The 18,564-nt window shown below is 65.5% G+C and carries 16 protein-coding genes and 1 pseudogene; 8 read left to right on the forward strand and 9 right to left on the reverse strand.

Annotated features, from left to right (window positions below; genetic code table 11):
• Window position 1 precedes the first annotated feature (1 nt).
• Genes ACSFCA_RS07710 through ACSFCA_RS07720 form a run of 3 tightly spaced genes read left to right on the forward strand, consistent with a single transcriptional unit; the run spans window position 2 to window position 2,031 of the window.
• A complete protein-coding gene (locus tag ACSFCA_RS07710; RefSeq protein ID WP_435459344.1) occupies window positions 2-1,036 on the forward strand; it encodes an alginate O-acetyltransferase AlgX-related protein in 1,035 nt (344 codons plus the stop codon).
• Between the two features lie 30 nt (window positions 1,037-1,066).
• The gene (gene zapD, locus ACSFCA_RS07715) at window positions 1,067-1,822 is read left to right on the forward strand and encodes a cell division protein ZapD (protein ID WP_093057441.1); all 756 of its coding nucleotides are present in this window, start codon (window positions 1,067-1,069) and stop codon (window positions 1,820-1,822) included.
• Window positions 1,819-2,031 carry a DNA gyrase inhibitor YacG gene (locus ACSFCA_RS07720; RefSeq protein ID WP_007833230.1) on the forward strand — a complete coding sequence of 71 codons (213 nt, stop codon included), beginning with the start codon at window positions 1,819-1,821 and terminating at the stop codon, window positions 2,029-2,031. Before zapD ends, ACSFCA_RS07720 begins: the two co-directional genes overlap by 4 nt.
• A gap of 20 nt (window positions 2,032-2,051) precedes the next feature.
• On the opposite strand, the gene ACSFCA_RS07725 is transcribed toward ACSFCA_RS07720, so the two are convergent.
• From ACSFCA_RS07725 to secA, 6 genes are read right to left on the reverse strand one after another with little or no spacing between them, the layout of a single operon-like run.
• A complete protein-coding gene (locus ACSFCA_RS07725; protein ID WP_435459343.1) occupies window positions 2,052-4,022 on the reverse strand; it encodes an acyltransferase family protein in 1,971 nt (656 codons plus the stop codon).
• A gap of 17 nt (window positions 4,023-4,039) precedes the next feature.
• Complete coding sequence (locus tag ACSFCA_RS07730; protein WP_435459342.1) at window positions 4,040-5,998, reverse strand: acyltransferase family protein; 1,959 nt, start codon at window positions 5,996-5,998, stop codon at window positions 4,040-4,042.
• 7 nt (window positions 5,999-6,005) lie between these two features.
• Window positions 6,006-6,476 (reverse strand): NUDIX domain-containing protein, encoded by a 471-nt coding sequence (locus ACSFCA_RS07735; RefSeq protein ID WP_435459341.1) that lies wholly within the window; start codon window positions 6,474-6,476, stop codon window positions 6,006-6,008.
• On the reverse strand, window positions 6,473-7,348 hold the full coding sequence (locus ACSFCA_RS07740) for an ATP-binding protein (protein WP_435459340.1): 876 nt from the start codon (window positions 7,346-7,348) through the stop codon (window positions 6,473-6,475). The genes ACSFCA_RS07735 and ACSFCA_RS07740 overlap by 4 nt, the downstream gene beginning before the upstream one ends.
• The gene (gene argJ, locus ACSFCA_RS07745) at window positions 7,345-8,574 is read right to left on the reverse strand and encodes a bifunctional glutamate N-acetyltransferase/amino-acid acetyltransferase ArgJ (protein WP_435459339.1); all 1,230 of its coding nucleotides are present in this window, start codon (window positions 8,572-8,574) and stop codon (window positions 7,345-7,347) included. Before argJ ends, ACSFCA_RS07740 begins: the two co-directional genes overlap by 4 nt.
• A gap of 31 nt (window positions 8,575-8,605) precedes the next feature.
• A complete protein-coding gene (secA, locus tag ACSFCA_RS07750; protein ID WP_435459338.1) occupies window positions 8,606-11,392 on the reverse strand; it encodes a preprotein translocase subunit SecA in 2,787 nt (928 codons plus the stop codon).
• Window positions 11,393-11,560: 168 nt separating this feature from the next.
• Here secA and ACSFCA_RS07755 point away from each other — a divergent pair, with 168 nt between their 5' ends.
• The 3 genes and pseudogenes from ACSFCA_RS07755 to ACSFCA_RS07765 all read left to right on the forward strand — a co-directional run.
• Window positions 11,561-11,869, forward strand: coding sequence for a hypothetical protein (locus ACSFCA_RS07755; protein ID WP_093077492.1), 309 nt, complete (start codon window positions 11,561-11,563; stop codon window positions 11,867-11,869).
• A gap of 55 nt (window positions 11,870-11,924) precedes the next feature.
• Window positions 11,925-12,911: an ornithine cyclodeaminase family protein gene (locus tag ACSFCA_RS07760; protein WP_435459337.1), complete on the forward strand. Its 987-nt coding sequence runs from the start codon at window positions 11,925-11,927 to the stop codon at window positions 12,909-12,911.
• 645 nt (window positions 12,912-13,556) lie between these two features.
• Window positions 13,557-14,327: pseudogene (locus ACSFCA_RS07765) on the forward strand (cell surface protein); the annotation flags it as partial.
• On the opposite strand, the gene ACSFCA_RS07770 reads toward ACSFCA_RS07765, so the two are convergent.
• Complete coding sequence (locus ACSFCA_RS07770) at window positions 14,315-14,578, reverse strand: hypothetical protein (RefSeq protein WP_435459436.1); 264 nt, start codon at window positions 14,576-14,578, stop codon at window positions 14,315-14,317. The pseudogene ACSFCA_RS07765 and the gene ACSFCA_RS07770 overlap by 13 nt on opposite strands.
• Between ACSFCA_RS07770 and ACSFCA_RS07775 the strand changes: the two genes are divergently transcribed.
• On the forward strand, window positions 14,556-15,674 hold the full coding sequence (locus ACSFCA_RS07775) for a YadA-like family protein (protein WP_435459434.1): 1,119 nt from the start codon (window positions 14,556-14,558) through the stop codon (window positions 15,672-15,674). The genes ACSFCA_RS07770 and ACSFCA_RS07775 overlap by 23 nt on opposite strands.
• Window positions 15,675-15,686: 12 nt before the next feature.
• Here ACSFCA_RS07775 and ACSFCA_RS07780 read toward each other — a convergent pair whose 3' ends face one another.
• Window positions 15,687-16,835, reverse strand: a complete 1,149-nt coding sequence (locus ACSFCA_RS07780) for a threonine synthase (protein ID WP_435459336.1) — start codon at window positions 16,833-16,835, stop codon at window positions 15,687-15,689.
• 93 nt (window positions 16,836-16,928) lie between these two features.
• Here ACSFCA_RS07780 and ACSFCA_RS07785 point away from each other — a divergent pair, with 93 nt between their 5' ends.
• Window positions 16,929-17,555, forward strand: a complete 627-nt coding sequence (locus ACSFCA_RS07785; RefSeq protein ID WP_258353212.1) for a helix-turn-helix transcriptional regulator — start codon at window positions 16,929-16,931, stop codon at window positions 17,553-17,555.
• 21 nt (window positions 17,556-17,576) lie between these two features.
• Here the strand turns inward: ACSFCA_RS07785 and ACSFCA_RS07790 are convergent, their stop codons facing one another.
• Window positions 17,577-18,560 (reverse strand): Bug family tripartite tricarboxylate transporter substrate binding protein, encoded by a 984-nt coding sequence (locus tag ACSFCA_RS07790; RefSeq protein WP_435459335.1) that lies wholly within the window; start codon window positions 18,558-18,560, stop codon window positions 17,577-17,579.
• Window positions 18,561-18,564: the final 4 nt, after the last annotated feature.

The following is an 18,564-nucleotide window of genomic DNA, read 5'->3' on the forward strand; positions in this document are numbered from 1 at the left end:
CATGGAAGACACGAAATCGGCCAGGACCTGGCTACGCATCTTTGTCGCGGGCTATCTGGTGTGCTGCGCGCTGCTGGTCGCCAGCCTCTTCACCCCCATTCCCTACGGCGACCTGACCCGCATCGGGCGCATCTCGGAACGCGAGTTCGGCTGGCACGTGCCGCCACCACCTATTCCCGACGCGGACATCAAGACATGGCCGATCCAGGAATCCGACATCCTGGTGATCGGCGACAGTTTCTCCGTGCGCTACGCCTGGCAATCGGCGCTCGTGGGCGCCGGCTACAAGGTCACCACGACGCACTGGGACAACCTCGGCGGCACCCTGTGCGACGACTTCTCGGGTTGGCTCGAAAAATCCGGCTTCAAGGGCAAGGTGGTCATCGTCGAGAGCATCGAGCGCCTGCTGCAGGACCGCATCGAGAAGTCCGAGAGCTGCAAGACGATGAAGCACGCCTTCAAGCCCACGCCGCCGCCCTTCGAGAACCCGGCCAAGCCCGCCCCCGGCTTCCAGCTCAACTGGGATGCCCAGTTGCTCAGTGGCTGGTTCACATACCAAAACACCAAGGCCATCATGGCCTCCGACAGCTGGACCAACACGCCCGATCGCTGGGGCCCGCTGATCGACGCGCGCGTGGTGCCCGACGGCTGCAAGCAGTTCAGCCACCGCGCCTGCGACAAGCTGCTCATGACCGCCGAAGACCGCGTCAACGCAGCGCTGACGGCCGAGTCCGCGCAGTTCATGAAGCGCTTCGAAAGCACCGCTGCGCCTTACAAGGTGGTGTGGATGGTGGTCCCCAACAAGAGCACCGTGTATTTGCAACAAAACCATGCCGATGCGTTCCGGGCCGAATTCAACCCGCAAAATATCGGGCCAGACCTGTTCGCACTGGCAGAAGAGAACCGCTTCAAGATGAAGGATCTTTTCCCCGCCAACGAGACCCACGTCTCGACCCGGGGTTACATTCTTTTCGGGCAGCGTATGCTGGAGGCTGTGCGCCAGGTGATGCCCACCCCGGTTGCCAAATCACAATGAGCTCGAACCCGACGTGAAAAAACGATACGCGTGATCCTCTACGAGTACCCCTTCAACGAGCGCATCCGCACGTACCTGCGGCTGGAGCACCTGTTTCGTCGCCTCGGCGAACTGGTGCCCGCCGAATCGCCTCTGTCCCACCACTACGCCCTTGTCACGATCTTCGAGATCATGGACGTCGCCGCGCGCGCAGACCTCAAGGCCGACGTGCTGCGCGACCTGGACAAGCACAAGAACGTCTTCAACAGCTACCGGGGCAATCCGGCCATTGCCGAGGCCGTGCTCGACCAGGTCGTCGGCCAGCTCGAAGGCAACTTCGCCACCCTCAACAGCGTGGCCGGCAAGGCCGGCCAGGCGCTGACGGAAAACGAGTGGCTCATGAGCATCCGCAGCCGCGCCGGCATTCCGGGCGGCACCTGCGAGTTCGACCTGCCCGCCTACTACGCTTGGCAGCACCGCCCCGCCGCCAGCCGCCGCGCCGATCTCGAACGCTGGTCGAACACCCTCTCGCCGCTGGCCTCGTCGATCTACCTGCTGCTCAAGCTGCTGCGCGACGCCGACGTGCCCTACAAGGTGATCGCCACCAACGGCCAGTTCCAGCAGAACCTGCCGCAGGGCCGCAGCTTCCAGCTGCTGCGCCTGCGCATCGACCCCAAGCTCGGCCTGATCCCTGAAATCAGCGGCAACCGCCTCATGGTCTCGGTGCGCCTGATGCGCCACGACGCGGACGACCGCCTCCACCAAAGCTCGGACGACGCGCCTTTCGAGCTGACCCTCTGCGCATGACGACGCGGTTGAACAGCAAGGGCGAACGGATCGTCCGCTGCCCCACGTGCGGCGGCGACAGCATCTACGCGCCGAGCAACGCCTACAGGCCCTTCTGCAGCGCGCGCTGCAAGGGCGTCGACCTGGGTGCCTGGGCCAGCGAAGAATTCCGCATGCCGGCCGAAGCGCCGCCTGACGACGAGCCTTTCGGCGACCCCAAGATCCAGTAAGAAAGCAGCCGCGAGGCTGGCTACTTGCCGCCCGCGTCCTCGTCGAGCAGCGCCGGGTCGATGTAGGTTGCGAAGCTGCGCGCATACCGGGGCCGCAAGTGCCCGATGTCCTTGTAGGCCGGCGAACCGTCGTCCGGCATGCTGCGGATGCACTGGCCATCGGCGCACAGGCTGGCAAACGGCTCGATGACCTTTGCGCCATTGGCCTCGGCCACCTGCTTCAGCCGCGCATTGAACTGCGACTGGTCCTGCGGTATCGGCGCCTTGAGCTGCCCGGTGGCCGCCGTCATGCCGCCCAGACGGCTGCCCTGGATCTGCTTGAGCGGATCGAAATCCATGCCGACCGGATTGCCGAGCACCAGGTAGACCGTCTTGTGCGCCGACAGGCGCTTCAGCGTCTCGCCCAGCGACTTCAGCGACAGGTCAACACCGTCTCCACCGAGAAACGGGTGCGCGACCTTCTTGTCGTCGACGAAGTAGTTCACCGTGGGCCCGGCGCCGGTGAAGTAGCAGCTCCAGCACGCCCCAAGCACGACCGAATCGATCTCCGGCTTGAGCGCCAGGTCGAGCACTGCCGTACGCCGCTCTTCGCACGCCGTGTCGGCGCCGCTGAACAGGCCCGGCACGGGCGGGCACGAGCCCTTGGTCGCGAAGTACACCGTGCGGGCCTTGCCGGGCTGCGTGCGCACCAGTTCGAGCGCGCGCGGCGCGTATTGCTCGACGTGGCTGTCGCCGATCAGCAGCACGTTGTGCTTGCCGCTGCCGGTGCGGTAGACAAACTGCCCGCCCAGCGCGGCCTCTTCGAAGCCGTCGTAGTAGTTGTCTTCGCGCGTTGCATCCGCCACGGCCTGCAGGGCCTGGCTGTCGTTGCGCGGAAGCGGCGTGCCCAGGAAAACCAGCACGCCGGCCAACGCCAGCGCAGCGCCGCTGCCCGCCAGCCCGCGCAGCATCGCCTGCGAGAGATGGAGCTTGACGAAGCGCTCCAGGAAACGATACGTGGCCCACGCCAGCACGACCGATGCCACCACCAGCGCGATGCGCACCTGCAACGACGGCTCCCCGCCCACCACGATGCGCGCGTACGAAAGCAGCGGCCAGTGCCAGAGGTAGAGCGGGTAGCTGATCAACCCGATCCACACCATGACACGGTTCGACAGCAGATACCGGTTGAGCACGCCGTTCGGCCCGGCCGCGATGCAGCTCACCGCACCCAGCACCGGCAGCAGCGCCCACCAGCCCGGAAACGCCTTCGTGCTGCGCGTCATGAAGAGGCCGAGCACGAGCAGGCCCACGCCCACGACGGACTGCAAATGCTTTGTCCACGCACGCGGCTGCGCCGAACCGCTGGCAACTTGCTGCAGCCGCATCGCCGCCAGCAATCCGCCCGCCATCAGCTCCCAGGCGCGCGACAGCGGCGAATAGAACGCCGCCGCGCGGTGCGGCTGCACCGTCAGCACATTGACCAGGAACGAGATCGCGGCCACCGCCAGCGTCACGCGCAAGATGGGCCAGCGCTTGCGCCAGGCCAGCCCAAGCATCAATGGCCAGAAGATGTAGAACTGCTCCTCGATCCCCAGCGACCACAGGTGCAGCAGTGGCTTGGTCTCGGCCGTAGCGTCGAAGTACCCGGCCTCGCCCAGGAAGACGAGGTTGGCGAAGAAGGCGGCCCCGCCCGTGGTCTGCTTGCCGAGTTGCGAGAACTCGCCCGGCAGCAGCACATACCAGCCGAAGGCCAGCGTCGCGAGCAGCACGAGCACCAGCGCCGGAAAGATGCGCCGGATGCGCCGCGCGTAGAAATCGCGATAGCTGAAATCGCCTGCGGCCAGGCTCTGCAGAAGAATCGTCGTGATCAGGAAGCCCGAGATCACGAAGAAGATATCGACCCCGATGAAGCCGCCCGGCAGCAGGCTCGGAAAGGCGTGGTACGCCAGCACCGAGCCCACCGCAATGGCGCGCAGGCCGTCGATGTCCGGGCGGTATTTGGGATGCATCGTTCGCGAAGCCTCGCTCAGCGCGACGGCTGCTGCATGGCGCGCACCGTACGGTCGAAGTAGCTCGCCTCTTCCCGGGTGTAGCGCGGGCGCAGGTGGTCGGCGTCCTTGTAGGCGGGCGAACCGTCGGGCATCGTGCGGAGGCACTGGTCGTCCTTGCACAGCACCGCCATCGCGTCGATGGCTTCGGCTCCGCTTGCAGCCGCAATCGCGCGCAGCCGGTCATTGAGCTGCTTCTGGTCGGCTGGCAACGGCGTCGTCGGCGTCGAGACCGAAACCTCCATGTGCGTCAGGCGGCTGCCTTCGATCAGGCGCTTCGGCGTGAACTCCGGACCGCCGGGGTTGTCGAGCAGCAGAAAGACCTTCTTGTGGCGCGCCAGCTCGCGCAGCGTGGCTTCCAGCGAGGCCAGCGAGCGGTCGATGCCGTCGCCGCCCTGGAACGGGTGGACCACGTTGTCCGCACCGCGGTAGTAGTACTCCAGCGCGCCGCGACCGACAAAATAGCAGTTCCAGCAGCCACCGATGACCACCGAATCGACCTCGGGCCCCATCGCATAGGCCAGCATGGCGTCACGGCGCTCGGCGCATCCGATGTTCTTGTCCGCATAGACGCCCGGCACCGCCGGGCACGCGCCCTGGGTCACGAACCAGGCCGACTTGTCCGGCATTGCCAGCGTGCGGGCCAGCTCCATCACGCGCGGCGCGTACTGCTGCACGTGGCTGTCGCCCACGAACAGCACGCGCTTCGGCCCGCCGCCGACCTTGTAGACCAACTGCTCACCGATCTGGTCGAGCTTGAAGCCCGCGTAGTAGTCGGCGTCCAGCGTGGCGTTGGCGACGACCTGCAGCCTCTCGCTGCTGTTGCGGGGTTCGGGCACACCGAAGAAGATCGCCGCGCCCAGGGCAGCCAGCAGCGCCATCCCCGCGCCCAGCGCCTTGAGCGTGCCCGCGCCGGGGCGGTTTCTCGCATAGCGCTCGACGAAGCGGTACGTGGCCCATGCGAGCAGCACGCTGGCCACCATCGCACCGGCGCGGTAGACCGGCGACGGATGCAGCGGGTCGGCCTCCACGATGCGCACGAACGCCAGCAGCGGCCAGTGCCACAGGTACAGCGGGTAGCTGATGAGCCCGAGCCACACCATCACCCGGTTCGACAGCAGGTACTTGTTCAGCACGCCGTTCGGCCCTGCGGCAATGCAGCTCACCGCGCCCAGCGTGGGCAGCAGCGCCCACCAGCCCGGGAACGCCTTGTTGCTGCGGATCATCACCAGCCCGAGCACGATCAGCCCGACGCCCAGCACCGACTGCACATGGCTGCGCCAGGCGCTCGGTGCCGGCGGCTTCAGCCGCATGCAGGCCAGGATGCCGCCCACCATCAGCTCCCAGAAACGGGAGGCCGGCGAGTAGAACGACGCCGCCGGCAAGGGATGCACCGTCGTCACGTTCACCAGGAACGAAACCACCGCGACCACCAGCACCACGCGCACGATCGGCCAACCCTTGCGCCATGCGAGCCCCAGCAGCAGCGGCCAGAAAATGTAGAACTGCTCCTCGATGCCAAGCGACCACAGGTGCAGCAGCGGCTTGGTTTCAGCAGCCGTGTCGAAATAGCCCGACTCGCCCCAGAACACCAGGTTGGCGACGAACGCCGTGCCGCCCACGGTCTGCTTGCCTAGCTCGGCGAACTCGTCGGACAGCAGCAGGTACCAGCCGGCGCACAGCGTCGCCAGCAGCACCACGATCAGCGCCGGAAAAATCCGCCGGATGCGCCGCGCGTAGAAGTCGCGGTAGCTGAAGTCACCCGCCGCGAGGCTCTGGAGAATGATGGTCGTGATCAGGAAGCCCGAGATCACGAAGAAGATGTCGACCCCGACGAAGCCGCCCATCAGCGCCGTCGGGAACGCGTGATACACCAGCACGGACCCGACCGCGATCGCGCGCAGCCCATCGATGTCCGGACGGTACTTGGGATGCATCAATCAGTCAGTTGGCCGGCGCAATGACAGGCGCCACAACGGGCGCGATCACCGGCGGCGGCACGAACGGCAGGCCGCGCTCCTCTGACAGCCACTGCAGCACCGGAAACGCGCCCGGAAGCACCGGCGTCACGTCCAGCGGCAGTTGCTGCCAGGCCATCTGCTGGCCTTCGCGCATCTCGAATTCGCCGCTCCAGGCCGTCACCTTGCACCAGTGCAGGCGCACCAACGCATGCGGGTAGTCGTGCTCCGTGACCTTCCAGACCTCGGCGCCGTCGATGGTGATGCCGAGTTCTTCCTGCAGCTCGCGCCGCAGTGCCTCTTCGACCGTCTCGCCCGTCTCGATCTTGCCGCCGGGAAACTCCCAGAAGCCCGCGTAGGCCTTGCCTTCGGGCCGGCTCGAGAGCAGCAGCGCGTCGTCGGACAGGCGAATCAGCACGCCGACCGCGACTTCCGTGTGCTTGCGAGGCTCGCTCACGCTGCGCTCCGGCCTGCGTAGTCGCGCGCGAACTGGTAGGCCACGCGGCCGCTGCGCGAGCCGCGCTCCAGCGCCCACACGAGCGCCTCGGGCCGCGCCGCCGCGATGGCGGCGTCGTCCACGCCGAACGACGAGAGCCACTGCGCCACGATCGTCAGATATTCGTTCTGGCTGAAGGGATAGAAGCTCACCCAGAGGCCGAAGCGCTCCGACAGCGAGATCTTTTCCTCGATCACCTCGCCGGGATGGACTTCGCCATCGTCGGTGTGCGTGTACGTGAGGTTTTCCTTCATGTACTCGGGCAGCAAGTGGCGCCGGTTGCTGGTCGCGTAGATCAGCACGTTGGGCGTCGAGGCCGCAATCGATCCGTCGAGGATCGACTTCAGCGCCTTGTAGCCCGGCTCGCCCTCGTCGAAGCTCAGGTCGTCGCTGAACACGATGAATTTCTCGGGCCGCTGCGACACAACTTCGACGATGTCGGGCAGGTCGACGAGTTCGGCCTTGTCCACTTCGATCAGGCGCAGGCCCTGCGGCGCATAGGCCTGCAGGCAAGCACGGATCAACGACGACTTGCCCGTGCCACGCGCGCCCGTCAGCAGCACGTTGTTGGCCGGCTTGCCTTCGACGAACTGCTGCGTGTTGCGCGCGATCTTTTCCTTCTGAACGTCGATTTCCTTCAACGAATCGAGCGCCATCGCGGCCACGTGCTTCACTGGCTCGAGCACACCGTGGCCCGAGTTGCGGCGGCGGTAGCGCCAGGCGATGGACGCGTTCCAGTCGGCGGGCGCGGCCAGCGGCTGCGGAAGAATCGATTCGATGCGGGTTATGAGCTGCTCGGCGCGCTCGATCAGCTTCTGGAACTGCTCATTCATGACCGGTAGTCGGCGTTGATGGTCACGTACTCGTGGCTGAAGTCGCAGGTCCACACGGTTTCGCTGGCATTGCCACGGCCGAGGCCAATGCGCACCGTGATCTCGCTCTGCTTCATCACGCGCTGACCGTCTTCCTCGCGGTACGACGGGTTGCGCCCGCCCTTGACGGCCACGTGCACGTCGTCGAGGAACAGGTCGATGCCGGTCTGGTCGAGGTCGGCAATGCCCGCGTAGCCGACGGCCGCCAGGATGCGGCCCAGGTTCGGGTCGCTGGCGTAGAAGGCCGTCTTGACCAGCGGCGAGTGCGCCACGGCATACGCCACCTGCTTGCACTCGGCGGCATCGCGGCCGCCTTCGACCTGGATGGTGATGAACTTGGTCGCGCCTTCGCCGTCGCGCACGATGGCCTGCGCCAGCTGGCGGGCCACGTTCTGCATCGCGGCCACAAGGGCCTGGCCGTCGGCCGAATCGAGCGAGGTGATGGTCGCGTGCGACGCCTTCTGCGTGGCAATGACCACGAACGAGTCGTTGGTCGAGGTGTCGCCATCGATGGTCACGCGATTGAACGAGGCATCGGCCAGCAGCTTGGCCAGCGGCTGGATCAGCGACGGATCGATCTTCGCGTCGGTGGCCATGAAGCCCAGCATGGTCGCCATGTTCGGGCGGATCATGCCGGCGCCCTTGCTGATGCCGGTGATGGTGACAGTGACGCCACCGATCTGAACCTGCTGGCTGAAGGCCTTGGGAATCGTGTCGGTGGTCATGATGCCTTCGGCCGCGCGCGCCCAGTGGTTCGCGTCGGCATCGGCCAGCGCGGCCGGCAGGCCCGCTTCGATGCGGTCCACGGGCAGCGGCTCCATGATCACGCCAGTGGAAAACGGCAGGATTTGCTCGGGCGCGATCTCCAGCTTGCGCGCGAGCGCGATGCAGGTGGAGCGCGTGCGCATCAGCCCGTCTTCGCCCGTGCCGGCGTTGGCATTGCCGGTGTTGATCACCATCGCCCGGATGCCGTAGTTCGCGGCCAGGTGGTCGCGGCAGACCTGCACCGGCGCGGCGCAGAAACGGTTCTGGGTGAACACCCCGCCGACAGCCGAGCCTTCGTCGATCAGTACGACGGTCAGGTCCTTGCGATTGGCCTTGCGCACGCCCGCTTCGGCCACGCCGATGCGAACGCCGGGCACCGCGAACAAGGCGGCAGGATCAGGGGCAGACAGGTTCACGGGCATGGGGTTTCTCTCGGTGAATGTGTTGCGGACTTCAGCTGAGCTTGCCGTGGCACTGCTTGTACTTCTTGCCACTGCCACAGGGGCACGGATCGTTGCGGCCGACACGGGCGAAGGCCAGGGCTTCGGCGCTCAGCGTGCCCAGACCGGCAGCCGCCAGGCGGCGCTGGCTTTCCTCGTCGACACGCACCTCGACTTCACCGGTTTCGGTCGGCGCGCTGTAGGTAATGTTGGCGACGTTCTCGCCACGGCTTTCGAGCGCTTCGGCGGCCTCTTCGAGCTGCTCGCCCGACTGCACGCGCACCGTCATCAGCTGGCGCGTGACTTCGTTCTTGACCGAGTCGAGCAACTGGCCGAAGAGCTCGAAGGCTTCGCGCTTGTATTCCTGCTTGGGCTGCTTCTGCGCATAGCCGCGCAGGTGAATGCCCTGGCGCAGGTAGTCGAGCGATGCCAGGTGTTCGCGCCAGTGGGTGTCGATGCTCTGCAGCAGCACCATGCGCTCGAACTGGGTGAAGTTTTCCTGGCCGATCAGCGCGACCTTGGCGTCGAATGTCTCATTGGCGTTCTTGAGCACCTTCTCGACGATGTCTTCGTCGGCGATGGCTTCCGAGGCCTCGACTTCCTTCTTGAGCGGCATGTCGATGCCCCACTCGTTGAAGAGGCTCTTCTCGAGGCCGTCCAGGTCCCATTGCTCTTCGACCGATTCGCTCGGGATGTACTGGCGCACGAGGTCGGTGAAGCAGCCTTCGCGCAGCGCCGCGATCTGCGCCGTGAGGTCGCCCGCATCGAGGATGTCGTTGCGCTGCTGGTAGATCACCTTGCGCTGGTCGTTCGACACGTCGTCGTATTCGAGCAGCTGCTTGCGAATGTCGAAGTTGCGCGCCTCGACCTTGCGCTGCGCGCTCTCGATGCTGCGCGTGACGATGCCGGCTTCGATGGCTTCGCCGTCGGGCATCTTCAGGCGGTCCATGATCGCCTTCACGCGGTCGCCCGCGAAGATGCGCATCAGCGGATCGTCCAGGCTCAGGTAGAAGCGCGAAGAGCCCGGGTCGCCCTGGCGGCCCGAACGGCCGCGCAGCTGGTTGTCGATGCGGCGCGACTCGTGGCGTTCGGTCGCGATGATGCGCAGGCCGCCGAGCGACTTCACGAACTCGTGGTCCTTGTTCCATTCGGCGCGAATGTGCGCAATGTCGGCTTCCTTGGCAGCCTCGTCGCGGCCTTCGTCGTTCTCGACCGCCTCGATCATCTTCTCGATGTTGCCGCCCAGCACGATGTCGGTACCGCGGCCGGCCATGTTGGTCGCGATGGTGATCATCTTCGTGCGGCCGGCCTGCGCCACGATGTCAGCTTCACGTGCGTGCTGCTTGGCGTTGAGCACCTGGTGCGGCAGGTCCGCCTTGGTGAGCAGCGCGTCGATGATTTCGGAGTTCTCGATGGACGAGGTGCCCACCAGCACCGGCTGGCCGCGCTCGTAGCACTCGCGGATGTCCTGGATGGCCGCCTCGTACTTCTCGCGCGTCGTCTTGTAGACGCGGTCAAGCTGGTCTTCGCGCTTGCTGATGCGGTTGGGCGGAATGATCGTGGTTTCGAGACCGTAGATTTCCTGGAATTCGTAGGCCTCGGTGTCGGCAGTGCCGGTCATGCCGGCCAGCTTGCCGTACAGGCGGAAGTAGTTCTGGAAGGTGATGGAAGCCAGCGTCTGGTTCTCGGCCTGGATCTCCACGCCTTCCTTGGCTTCCACGGCCTGGTGCAGGCCATCGCTCCAGCGGCGGCCCGTCATCAGGCGGCCGGTGAATTCGTCGACGATCACCACTTCGCCCTGCTGCACCACGTAGTGCTGGTCACGGTGGTACAGGTGACGTGCACGCAGCGCCGCATTCAGGTGATGCATCAGCGTGATGTTGGCCGGGTCGTAAAGCGAGGCGCCCTCGGGCAGCAGCTTGAATTCGCCCAGGATGCGCTCGGCGTTCTCGTGGCCGTCTTCGGTCAGGAACACCTGGTGCGTCTTCTCGTCGACCGTGAAGTCGCCGGGCACCGTGACGCCCTCGCCCGTGCGCGGGTCGGCTTCGCCTTCCTGCTTCTTGAGCAGCGGCACCACCTTGTTGATGGCCAGGTAGAGGTCGGTGTGGTCTTCGGCCTGGCCGCTGATGATCAGCGGGGTGCGGGCCTCGTCGATCAGGATCGAGTCCACTTCGTCGACGATGGCGTAGTTCAGGCCGCGCTGCACCCGGTCGCCGGGCTCGTAGACCATGTTGTCGCGCAGGTAGTCGAAGCCGTACTCGTTGTTCGTGCCGTACGTGATGTCGCTGCGGTAAGCGGCCTGCTTTTCCTCGCGCGGCATCTGCGGCAGGTTGATGCCCACCGAGAGACCGAGGAAATTGTACAGGCGCCCCATCCAGGTCGCGTCGCGATTGGCCAGGTAGTCGTTCACTGTGACCACGTGCACGCCCTGGCCGGACAGCGCATTCAGGTACACCGGCAGCGTGGCGGTCAGCGTCTTGCCTTCGCCGGTGCGCATTTCGGAGATCTTGCCGTTGTGCAGCGCCATGCCACCGAGCAGCTGAACGTCGAAGTGGCGCATCTTCATGATGCGCTTGGAGCCTTCGCGCACCGTGGCGAAGGCTTCCGGCAGCAGGTCGTCGAGCGATTCTCCCTTGGTGACGCGTTCTTTGAACTCCTGCGTCTTGGCGCGCAGCGCCTCGTCGCTGAGCTTCTCGAACTCGGGTTCGAGCGCATTGATGCGTTCCACCGTCTTGCGATACTGCTTGAGCAGCCGATCGTTGCGACTGCCGAAAATCTGGGTCAGGAAGTTGGTTGCCATGGGTGGAGATGGGCGGGCACCTGATACGGCAGGCACTTCGACCGGATTCCCTAAGATATGGTGAAAGCAGTTGGGCGCGCTTTCAATGAAAGCAAGCAGCCTTTTTCCGGCGCGAACGCCGGCAAACCGGGCATTTTAGCTGTCTTGTTTCTAACCCCTGGATTACCCATGTATCGCCGACTTCCCCCCGCCATTTCACTGCAGCAAGCTGCAGAAGGCGCGCCCACCCTGGGCAGCCTGATGGCGCGCGCGCGTGACACCGCGGAGCGGCTCAAGGCCGTGGAAGGGCTGATTCCACCGGCCATGCGCGGCGCCGTGCAGGCCGGGCCGGCCGAGGGCGACGTCTGGTGTCTGCTGGTCAAAGGCAGCGCCGCAGCCGCCAAGCTGCGCCAGCTGTCGCCGATGCTGGTAACGCGGCTCAAGAACCGGGGATGGGACGTGGCAACCATCCGGATCAAGGTGCATACCGGCCGCTGAGCAGCCAGCCTGCATTGCCTTTGATTTTTCGTCTGGAAGTAGATAATATTTCCAGATGACAACATCTCCCGCGCCCTCGGACGCCCAACTCCTGCTGCTCGACAAGCACCAGGTCGACGCCCTCCTCTCCCCCGACGACGTGCTTCAGGCCGTACGCGAAGCCTTCGTGCTGCACAGCAAGCGCGAGGGCCGCGTCTTCCCGGTCGTGCGAGAGCCGCTACGCACGGGCGGGGTGTTCGGCATCAAGTCCGGCGACGTGCAGGCCCAAGGCCTGCTCGGCTTCAAGGCCGCGGGCTTCTGGCCGGCCAACCGGCAGCGCGGCGGCGAGCCCCACCAGGCGACGATCCTGCTGATCGACCCAGCGACCGGCCGGCCACTGTGCGTCATCGACGGCAACACGGTGACGACAGTGCGCACGGGCGCGGCGGGCGGGCTCGGCCTCCAGCAGCTTGCTCGGCCCAACAGCACGCGGCTGTGCCTCTTCGGCACCGGCGTGCAGGCGCGCATCCAGCTCGACTTCGCGCTGCGCCTCGTGCCCTCGCTGCGCGAGGTTCTTTATATAAGTACGAACGGCCAGCGCAATGCGGCGTTCGAGGCCCATTTCACCGGTCGCTGCGACATCGCGCCGGCCAGCGACCGCAACGCCGCTGTTGCCCAAAGTGACATCGTGATCACCGCCACACCGGGCGGCGGCGCCCTCTTCGACCTCGAAGCCGTGCAGCCCGGTACGCACCTGAACTGCGTAGGCGCCGACACCCGCGGCAAGCGCGAACTCCCCGAAGGCCTGTTGCCGCGCGTGCGCTTGTTCGTCGACGACCGCACACAGGCGCAGCAAATCGGCGAGACGCAGTGGGCGCCCGACACGGCATGCATCGAGTTGGGCGACCTGCTGAGCGGCAAGACGGCTGTCGAACGAGCCGCCGACGACATCACCGTCTTCGACATGACGGGCCTCGCGCTGCAGGACCTGACCGTTGCGCGCCTGCTGCATGCGCGCGCGGCTGAAACGGGAACGGGCACACGCATCGCCTGGCCCTGGTAGCGAGAAACCGGCACGAATTCCTTGAGCGTGCCGAGGTGGCTTGTTCGGAGTCACCGCAGTTCCCGAAGCATCACGACATCGGGGCTCCTGCGCTGAAAACGTGAACTTTTCGATTCAAAGAAGAAAACGTTTTCAGCGCCGCCGAATGACATTCTTTGCCAATTTTTGTCATTAATCGGCGACGAACAAAACTGCGCGCAAAGGCTTCGGACGAATGCCTTTTTGAAAGCGCGAATTTCTACTCGATACGAGATAAAAGCTCGCTCCTCCGCGAGTCATTGAGTCCATTGACGGCGGTCATTAATTGACAGCAACCGTCATTGTCCAATTCGATTGCCAATCGATACATTCCGCGGCCTGAGAGGTCATAGCGGAGTGCGGCAGCACGCCTTGCGCCTGGAAGCATGAGGCGCGGCATTCAGCCGACATCGCATGCGCTCATGCGCAGCAGGAGACGCCCCTCTGCCGCGGGCTCTCCGGAATTCATGCCGCAAATCAAATCGCAATTTTTTGCGCGCACAAATCCGCCTTTTGGCCGCAGGTTTTTAGATTTCCTTTTCTTTATCAATTGTTATGAATAATTTGTATCGTGGCAGCTTCAGGCTGTCGGCAATAGTCGGCGCAACTCTGGCTGCCGGCCTGCAGATGGCGGCCTCGGATGCCAGCGCAGCCACCTATGCACCGACCAACTGCAACTCCACGACCACGGCAACCATCGGACAAGTGACCGTTAGCGGAACAAACGCTCAACCGGTTGATGGAACCGGGCAATGGTCCAACATCCTCGGCTGCAACACGAGTGGCAACGGTCTGGATGCGGTGTCGGTGTTCGGAACCTACTCCCAAGGGGTTGGAAACGGGGCGGCCGTTTTCGGGTTCTCCAGCACTGCCGGCCAGTGGGCCAGCGCGCTTGGCCTCTCGGCAAATGCTTCCGGGATCGGAAGCACCGCGCTTGGCTTTGGCGCACAAGCTCAAAGCCTGAACTCGATCGCAATCGGCGGAGCAGGTGGCGATGGGAGCTCGGCTCTGTCGGCGGCCAATTCAACGACCGCTTCAGGCGCTGGGGCCATCGCCATCGGCAGCAACTCAATCAGAGGGGCTCAAGCGACCGCCTCGGACAGCATCGCGATCGGCGGGGCCGCTACCGCTGCCGGCCAAGGCAGCGCGGCTCTTGGCAACGGGGCTGCTGCAAAGTACGACAACAGCGTGGCCATCGGGGCGGCCAGCAACACGGCGGATTCGCTTGCTGCATTGCAAGCTACAGCCAGCTATACACCTTTCGCGGGTGCTGCAATCTCCGGCGCGACGGCGGCCGGTGAAGTGTCGGTGGGGGCAAGCGGTAGCGAACGCAGGCTCACCAATGTTGCCGCGGGCGGTGCTCCGACGGACGCCGTCAATGTCAGTCAGCTATCGACGGCGACTGCTTCGTTGTCCACCAGCCTGAACACGACGAACAGCAACGTGGCCAGCCTGTCCACCAGTTTGATCGCAACGAACAACTCCGTTGCGAGCCTGTCGACTTCGACTTCCACAGGGCTGAGCATCGTTGCCGGCAACATCGCCAGCTTGTCCACGTCCATCGTGACCGGCCTGAGCACGGCCACGGGCAACATCGACAGCCTGTCTACATCTACCTCGGCGAGGTTGAGCACTGCAACCAGCAGCATCGGCAGCCTCTCGACCGGTTTGGGCAATCTCTCGACGAGCCTGAACACAACCAATGGCAACCTGGTCAGCCTGAGCACGACGGTCAACACGATCAACGACAAGGGCACCAAGTACTTCCACACCAATTCGACGGCTGGCGATTCGGTGGCCAGCGGCCAGAAAGCGGTGGCGATCGGCCCGCTGTCTGTGGCCAGCGGCACCAACTCCTTCGCGGCCGGCAGCGGTGCACAGGCCACGGGTCTGAACGCAATCGCCATCGGTACTGGGGCGCTGGCCACGGGCTCGCAGGCGATCGGCGCCAATGCCCGCGCGGGTGGTGGTGGCGTGGCCCTGGGCGACAACGCCGATGCCGGCGGCACGCCGCTGAGTAGGGCGCAAAACATCTCCAAGGGCACGGCCATCGGCTTCGGCGCCATCACGCAGCAAAGCGGCGGCGTCGCACTGGGCTCGGGCTCGGTGGCCTCCACCGCAGCGGGCGTGGCCGGATACATACCGGGCAATACGCCGACGGAACACCGGACGGCTGTCAAGGCGACCACCAGCACACAGGCAGCGGTGTCGGTGGGCGATGCGGCCAACGGCCAGTACCGCCAGATCACGGGCGTGGCAGCCGGCACGGCCGACAGCGATGCGACCAACATCGCACAACTCAAGGCATCCGCAGCCACCGTGAAGGCCAGCAGCGTGCAGTACGCGACCAACCCGGACGGCTCGGTCAACTACAACCAGGTCACGCTGGGCAACGGGCAGGCACCGGGCGGCACGCGCATCGGCAACGTGGCGCCGGGTGTGCTGCCAACCGATGCGGTCAATCTGAACCAACTGAATCAGGTGCAGAGCCAGGTCGGCGACGTGGCCCGCATCGCCTACTCGGGCACGGCCATGGCCTTCGCCATGTCAGGCACTTACCTGCCGACGCTGTCCCCCGGCGAGAAGACCGTTGGCGTTGGTCTCGGCAGCTACAAGGGCTACAGCGCTCTTGCCCTGACCTTCAAGGCCCTGACCGACGACGGCAGGATTTCCTGGGGCGCGGGCGTTTCGACCACGGGCAAGGAATGGGGCTTCAACGCCGGCGTCGGCTGGAAGTGGAAGTAAGCCACTGATCGGCTAGGCGGCGCCGCCGCCGAACAGCTCGGTCATGAACTGCGTCGACTTCAAGCCTGTGCCGGTCAACAAAGCCACCGTCGTCTCGCCTGCCATGATGTCGCCGCGCTGCGCCAACACGTCGATGGCTGCCGCGGCCGAGGCGGAGGTCGGCTCTGCATAGAGCCCACTCTCCGCCAGCCGGCGCACCGCCGCCGCGATCTGCTCCTCGGTCAGCGCCACCGTCTTGCCGTTCGTCTCGCGCAGAGCCTGCAGGATTTCCTGAAGCCGCACGGGCCGTTTGATCGCAGTGCCTTCGGCAATGGTCGGCTGCACGACACGGTCCACCAGCGTGTCGACTCCGGCGGTGAAGCTCGCATCGATCGGCGAGCAGTTCAGTGGCTGGGCGACAAAAATGCGCGGCAGCTTCGTGATCTGCCCCGCCGCCAGCAGCTCCTTGAAGCCGATCCAGCAGCCGAGCACGTTGCTGCCCGCCCCGGTCGGAATCACGACGTTGTCGGGCGCGACAAAGCCCAGGTCTTCCCACAGTTCGTACGCCAGCGTCTTCGTACCCTGCAGGAAGAACGGATGCCAGTTGTGGCTCGCATAGAAGATCGATTCCGACTGCCGCACCGCCTCGTATTCCGACTCTTCGCGCGGCCCCGGCACCAGTTGAACTTCGGCGCCGAAGGCCCGGATCTGCGCCACCTTCGGCGCGGGCGTGTAGCTCGGCGCGAGCACCTTCACACGCATTCCAGCTGCCGCGCCCGCAGCGGCAATGGCCGCGCCGCCATTGCCCGAGCTGTCTTCCAGCACTGCATCGACGCCGATCTGGCGCAGGAAGGACATCATCACCGCCGCGCCGCGGTCCTTGAAGCTGCAAGTCGGGTTAAACCACTCGAGCTTGAAGTACGGCTCGAGGCTGCCCCAGCGCTTCTGCACCAGCGGCGTGCAGCCTTCGCCCATGCTCGCGGGCTTGTCGATTGCCACGGGCAGCGCCGCGCGGTAGCGCCACAGCGAGCGGGTGCGCGAATCGATGTCGTCGCGCGAGATGCCGGGCAGCGGCGTGACCATCATCGGATGGCCGTCGTCCGAGCGCCATCGGCGTTCGGACAGGTCGTAGTGCCTGCCGGTACGGGGGTCGACATAGCGTGCGCGTTCTCTCGCGGTCATTCGCGGCTCCTGGTCAAAACTGGATAATACATCCAACACTATACTTTTTGTATAAATTGGATTGTTCGTCCAGAGCTGGATACATTCCTCGGCATGAAGAAAAAGTCGAACAAGCAGGTCCTGGAGATGCTGCGCAACATGGCCGAAGGCCTGGGCCAGACCTTTGCGCCCTTCTGTGAAGTCGTGGTGCACGACCTGAGCAACCCGAAGAACGCGATCTACGCCATCGAGAACAGCCTCAGCGGCCGGGAGGTCGGCCAGTCAGTCACGGAGCTGGGTCTCGCGCGCATCCAAGACCCGGAGTTTCCGGCGGTGATCGCGAACTACGCCAACACCTTTCCCGACGGCCGCAAGGTCAAGAGCACGTCCATCGGCATCAAGGACGACAGCGGCGAGTACGTGGCGGCGCTGTGCCTCAACGTCGACCTCACGCTGTTCCAGAGCTTCCAGGCCGCGATCTCGCAATTCACGAAGATCGACGACAAGGAAGTGCACGAGCACATCGAGGCCGGCGGCAACCACTCGGACCGCATCCACGCGCGCATCGACGATTTCGCGGCCACGCGCGCGACCACTTCGCGCTCGCTGAAGCCGGCCGACCGCAAGCAGCTCGTGCAGGAGCTGAAGAAGGCGGGCCTGCTGGAGGTTCGCCGCGGCGCCGAGATTGCCGCGGCGCACATGGGCGTGTCGCGCGCCACGGTCTACAGCGACGCGAAGTAAGGCCCAGCCTGTTCAGCCCGCTTATTGCGGCTGCAGGCCGATCTCGTGCGCGGCCTTCTGCCAGCGCTCGGCCTCCGAGCGCAGGAAGGCGCGCAGCTCCGCCGGCGTCGAGCCTTTCATCTGCACGCCCAACACCGACAGGCGCTCTTTCACCGACGGATGGTCGAGCGCGGCGATGGCCTCGCGGCGCAGCTTCTCGATCACGTCGAGCGGCGTGGTGGCCGGCGCCACCATGGCCCACCACTGGTCGATCTCCAGGCCCTTGAGCCCGTTCTCCGCCAGCGCAGGCACGTTCTGCAGGCCGGGAATGTTCGTCACGCGCTGCGTGCTCGTCACCAGCAGCGGGCGGATGCGGTTGGCGCCCAGCAGGCTGGAGCCACTGGCCAGCGTCGCGAAGTGCCCCGCCACCGTGCCCGCCGCCACGTCGGTGAGCGCGGGCGCCGAGCCGCGGTACGGGACCATGTTGAACCTGATCTTCGTGCGGCTCGCCAGCAGTTCGGCCGCAAGATGGCTCACCGTGCCCGCGCCGCTGTGCGCGATGGCCGGCGGCGCACTCTTTGCAGCCGCGGTCTTCAGGAAGGTCTTGAAGTCCTTGCTGTCGTCGTCCATGCCCGCGAAGAACACCAGCGGCGAGGTGCCGATCATGGTCACGGGCGTGAAGTCGCGCAGCAGGTCGTAGGGCAGCTTCGCTGTCACGGCCGGCGCAATCGCATGCGGCAGCTCGACGATGGCAATGGTGTAGCCGTCGGGCGCGGCCTTGGCCGCCGCGTCGGTGCCGATCATGCCGGCGGCACCGGGCCGGTTGTCCACGATCACCGGGCTGCCGATGGTCTGGCTCATGCGCTGCGCCATCGCCCGGGCAATGGCGTCGGTGCTGCCGCCAGCGGCCCACGGCACGATGAGCTTCACTGGCTTGTCGGGGTAGGCGGCCCACGCCGGTCGAAACGAAGCGAGCAGGGCTGTAGAGCCGGCGGCCAGAAAGGCCCGGCGTTGCATCGTCGGCATGGTG

The organism is Variovorax multivorans, from assembly GCF_051216835.1.
Taxonomy (GTDB): domain Bacteria; phylum Pseudomonadota; class Gammaproteobacteria; order Burkholderiales; family Burkholderiaceae_C; genus Variovorax.

Bases quoted from the DNA above. Each gene is read 5' to 3' on its own strand.
- ACSFCA_RS07710 (WP_435459344.1), top strand. From the start codon at position 2: ATGGAAGACACGAAATCGGCCAGGACCTGGCTACGCATCTTTGTCGCG.
- secA (WP_435459338.1), bottom strand. From the start codon at position 11,392: ATGGCAACCAACTTCCTGACCCAGATTTTCGGCAGTCGCAACGATCGG.
- ACSFCA_RS07725 (WP_435459343.1), bottom strand. From the start codon at position 4,022: ATGCATCCCAAATACCGCCCGGACATCGACGGCCTGCGCGCCATTGCG.
- ACSFCA_RS07720 (WP_007833230.1), top strand. From the start codon at position 1,819: ATGACGACGCGGTTGAACAGCAAGGGCGAACGGATCGTCCGCTGCCCC.
- ACSFCA_RS07770 (WP_435459436.1), bottom strand. From the start codon at position 14,578: ATGCTGCTGGTTGCAGTGCTCAACCTCGCCGAGGTAGATGTAGACAGG.
- ACSFCA_RS07760 (WP_435459337.1), top strand. From the start codon at position 11,925: ATGACAACATCTCCCGCGCCCTCGGACGCCCAACTCCTGCTGCTCGAC.
- ACSFCA_RS07780 (WP_435459336.1), bottom strand. From the start codon at position 16,835: ATGACCGCGAGAGAACGCGCACGCTATGTCGACCCCCGTACCGGCAGG.
- argJ (WP_435459339.1), bottom strand. From the start codon at position 8,574: ATGCCCGTGAACCTGTCTGCCCCTGATCCTGCCGCCTTGTTCGCGGTG.
- ACSFCA_RS07755 (WP_093077492.1), top strand. From the start codon at position 11,561: ATGTATCGCCGACTTCCCCCCGCCATTTCACTGCAGCAAGCTGCAGAA.
- ACSFCA_RS07790 (WP_435459335.1), bottom strand. From the start codon at position 18,560: ATGCCGACGATGCAACGCCGGGCCTTTCTGGCCGCCGGCTCTACAGCC.
- ACSFCA_RS07730 (WP_435459342.1), bottom strand. From the start codon at position 5,998: ATGCATCCCAAGTACCGTCCGGACATCGATGGGCTGCGCGCGATCGCG.
- ACSFCA_RS07740 (WP_435459340.1), bottom strand. From the start codon at position 7,348: ATGAATGAGCAGTTCCAGAAGCTGATCGAGCGCGCCGAGCAGCTCATA.
- ACSFCA_RS07785 (WP_258353212.1), top strand. From the start codon at position 16,929: ATGAAGAAAAAGTCGAACAAGCAGGTCCTGGAGATGCTGCGCAACATG.